We start from the raw sequence: 2,787 nt of genomic DNA, 5'->3' as shown, positions 1-2,787 counted from the left end.
TTCCCACCGCTCGCTCTTCGGCGAGCGGTCCCCCCTTCCCGCAAGGCGGGAAGGGAAGGATCAGAGGCTCGGGCGAGGGCTGCGCGCATCAGGCCATCGGCAGGCTGCGGGCGCGGGTGGGGGTGAGCCCAGTCGCCGTGCGGGGGTTTTCCCTTCCCACCGCTCGCTCTTCGGCGAGCGGTCCCCCCTTCCCGCAAGGCGGGAAGGGAAGGATCAGAGGCTCGTGCGAGGGCTGCGCGCATCAGGCCATCGGCAGGCGGCGGGCGCGGGTGGGGGTGGGCCCACTCGCCGTGCGGTGGTTTTCCCTACCCACCGCTCGCTCTTCGGCGAGCGGTCCCCCCTTCCCGCTCGCGGGAAGGGAAGGGGAACGCTCTTTCCTTCCGCGGCGTCCGCGCGCCAGAGTGGGGGAAGAGGAAGCGTCAGCCGGGATCGCCGGCGGGATGGGGTCAGATGAATTTCGACTACACCGACGACCAGAAGTTCCTGAAAAACGAGGCGCGGAAGTTCCTGGAGGCGAACTGCCCGACCAGCCGCGTCCGCAAGGTGCTGGACGACGACGGGAAGGCCTATGACGAGGCGCTGTGGACGGCCGTGGCCGAGCAGGGCTGGCTGGGGGCGGCGATCCCGGAGGAACACGGCGGGCTGGGGCTGGGCCACATCGAGCTGTGCGCCATCGCCGAGGAGCTGGGCCGCGTGGTGGCCCCGATCCCGTTCGCCTCCACGGTCTACTTCCTGGCCGAGGCGCTGATGCTGGCGGGTTCGGACGCGCAGAAGGCGGCGCTGTTGCCGAAGATCGCGGCGGGCGAGGTCATCGGCTGCGTGGCGAGCTCGGAGGGGCCGGGCGTGATCACCGCGGGCGCGCTGCAGGCCAGCGTCTCGGGCGGGCGGCTCTCGGGCGTGAAGCTGCCGGTGACCGACGGCGACATCGCCACCCATGCGCTGGTGCTGGCCAAGGAGAACGGCCAGCCGGGGCTGTTCCTGGTGGACCTGTCGGCGGGCGTGACGCGCGAGAGCCTGAAGACGCTGGATCCGACCCGCGACGCGGCGCGCCTCACCTTCGAGGGCGCGGCGGCCGAGCGGCTGGGCGGGGCGGGCGAGGGCTTCGCGCTGCTGGAGCAGGTGAGCGACCGGGCGGCGGTGCTGCTGGCGTTCGAGCAGACGGGCGGCGCCGACCGGGCGCTGGAGATGGCCAAGGCCTATGCGCTGGAGCGCTATGCGTTCGGCCGGGTGATCGCGAGCTACCAGGCGATCAAGCACAAGCTGGCCGACATGTACGTGAAGAACGAGCTGGCGCGGTCGAACGCCTACTACGGGGCCTGGGCGCTGAACACGAACGCGCCCGAGCTGCCGGTGGCGGCCAGCGCGGCGCGGATCGCCGCCAGCGAGGCGTTCTGGTTCGCGGCCAAGGAGAACATCCAGACCCACGGCGGCATCGGCTTCACCTGGGACGTGGACGCCCACCTCTACTACCGCCGCTCGCGGCAGCTGGCCCTGGTGGCGGGCGCGCCGCGGGTCTGGAAGGAGCGGCTGGTGAGTCACCTCGAACGCCGAAACGCCGCCTGACTGCTGGAGGCGAGGAAAATGGAACCGCGGAAAACGCGGAATGACGCGGAAGGCGGCGTAGGGGCAGGGGCCCTTCCGCGTCCGTCCGCGTTTTCCGCGGTTTCGCGCGCAAGCGCGCCTTTGGGCGCCTGAAGCTTTGATGGAGACCGGGAATGGACTTCAACGACAGCCCTGAAGAAGCCGCCTATCGCGCCGAGGTGCGCAAGTGGCTGGAGGCCAACGCGCCGAAGGCGAGCGTGGGCGGAGACGACCTGGAGGGCGGGACCAAGGACACCATGGCCGCGTCCAAGGCCTGGCAGGCCAAGAAGGCGGCCGCGGGCTACGCCCAGATCACCTGGCCCAAGGAGTGGGGCGGGCCCGGCGGCACGCCGATCCAGCAGGTGATCTTCAACACCGAGGAGGCCAGGCACCCGGTGCCGCCGAACCCGTTCCAGATCGGGCTGGGCATGTGCGTGCCGACGGTCATGGCCTTCGCCGACGAGGCGACCAAGAAACGGTTCGTGGGCCCAGCGCTGCGCGGCGAGGAGATCTGGTGCCAGCTCTTCTCCGAGCCGTCCGGCGGGTCGGACGTGGCCGCCGCGCGGACCCGGGCGGTGCGGGCCGAGGACGGCTCGGGCGACTGGATCATCTCGGGCCAGAAGGTGTGGACGACGGGAGCCCAGTTCTCGAACTTCGGGATCGTCGTCGTGCGGACCGACCCGGACGTGCCGAAGCACAAGGGGATGACGATGTTCTGGGTCGACATGAGCGACCCGGGCATCGAGGTGCGGCCGATCCACCAGATGTCGGGCGGCTCGGGCTTCAACGAGGTCTTCTTCACCGACGTGCGCGTACCCGACAGCCAGCGGCTGGGCGCGGTGGGCGACGGCTGGAAGGTGAGCCTGGTGACGCTGATGAACGAGCGGCTGGCCGTCGGCGGATCGTCCGGCGCGGGCTGGGCCGAGTTCATGGAGGCCGCGCGCGGGCTGACCGGCCTGGACGGCGGGCCGGCGCTGAAGGACCAGACGGTGCGCGAGAAGATCGCCGACTGGTACGTGCAGTCCGAGGGCCTGAAGCACACCCGCAACCGCACCATGACGGCGCTGAGCCGGGGGCAGACGCCAGGACCCGAGAGCTCGATCGGCAAGATCGTGGCGGCGGGCCAGATGCAGGACCTGGCCAACTCGGCGGTCGAGCTGCTGGATCAGTTCGGCATCATCAACGACCCCGAGCTGGCGCCGCTGA

At 70.8% G+C, this 2,787-nt stretch carries 2 protein-coding genes; both read left to right on the top strand.

Features of this window, described 5'->3' with window-relative positions; translation table 11 throughout:
• Positions 1–450 precede the first annotated feature (450 nt).
• Complete coding sequence (locus JNK30_RS06880; RefSeq protein WP_293481319.1) at positions 451–1,563, top strand: acyl-CoA dehydrogenase family protein; 1,113 nt, start codon at positions 451–453, stop codon at positions 1,561–1,563.
• A 152-nt stretch (positions 1,564–1,715) separates the two neighbouring features.
• Positions 1,716–2,787, top strand: a 1,072-nt coding sequence (locus tag JNK30_RS06875; protein WP_293481318.1) for an acyl-CoA dehydrogenase family protein, incomplete at its 3' end; no start/stop codon positions are given.

Source organism: Phenylobacterium sp. (assembly GCF_016793225.1).
In the GTDB taxonomy this organism is placed as follows: domain Bacteria; phylum Pseudomonadota; class Alphaproteobacteria; order Caulobacterales; family Caulobacteraceae; genus Phenylobacterium.
The sequence above is the reverse complement of the archived record's forward strand: the minus strand, read 5'-3'. Positions and strand labels throughout refer to the sequence as shown.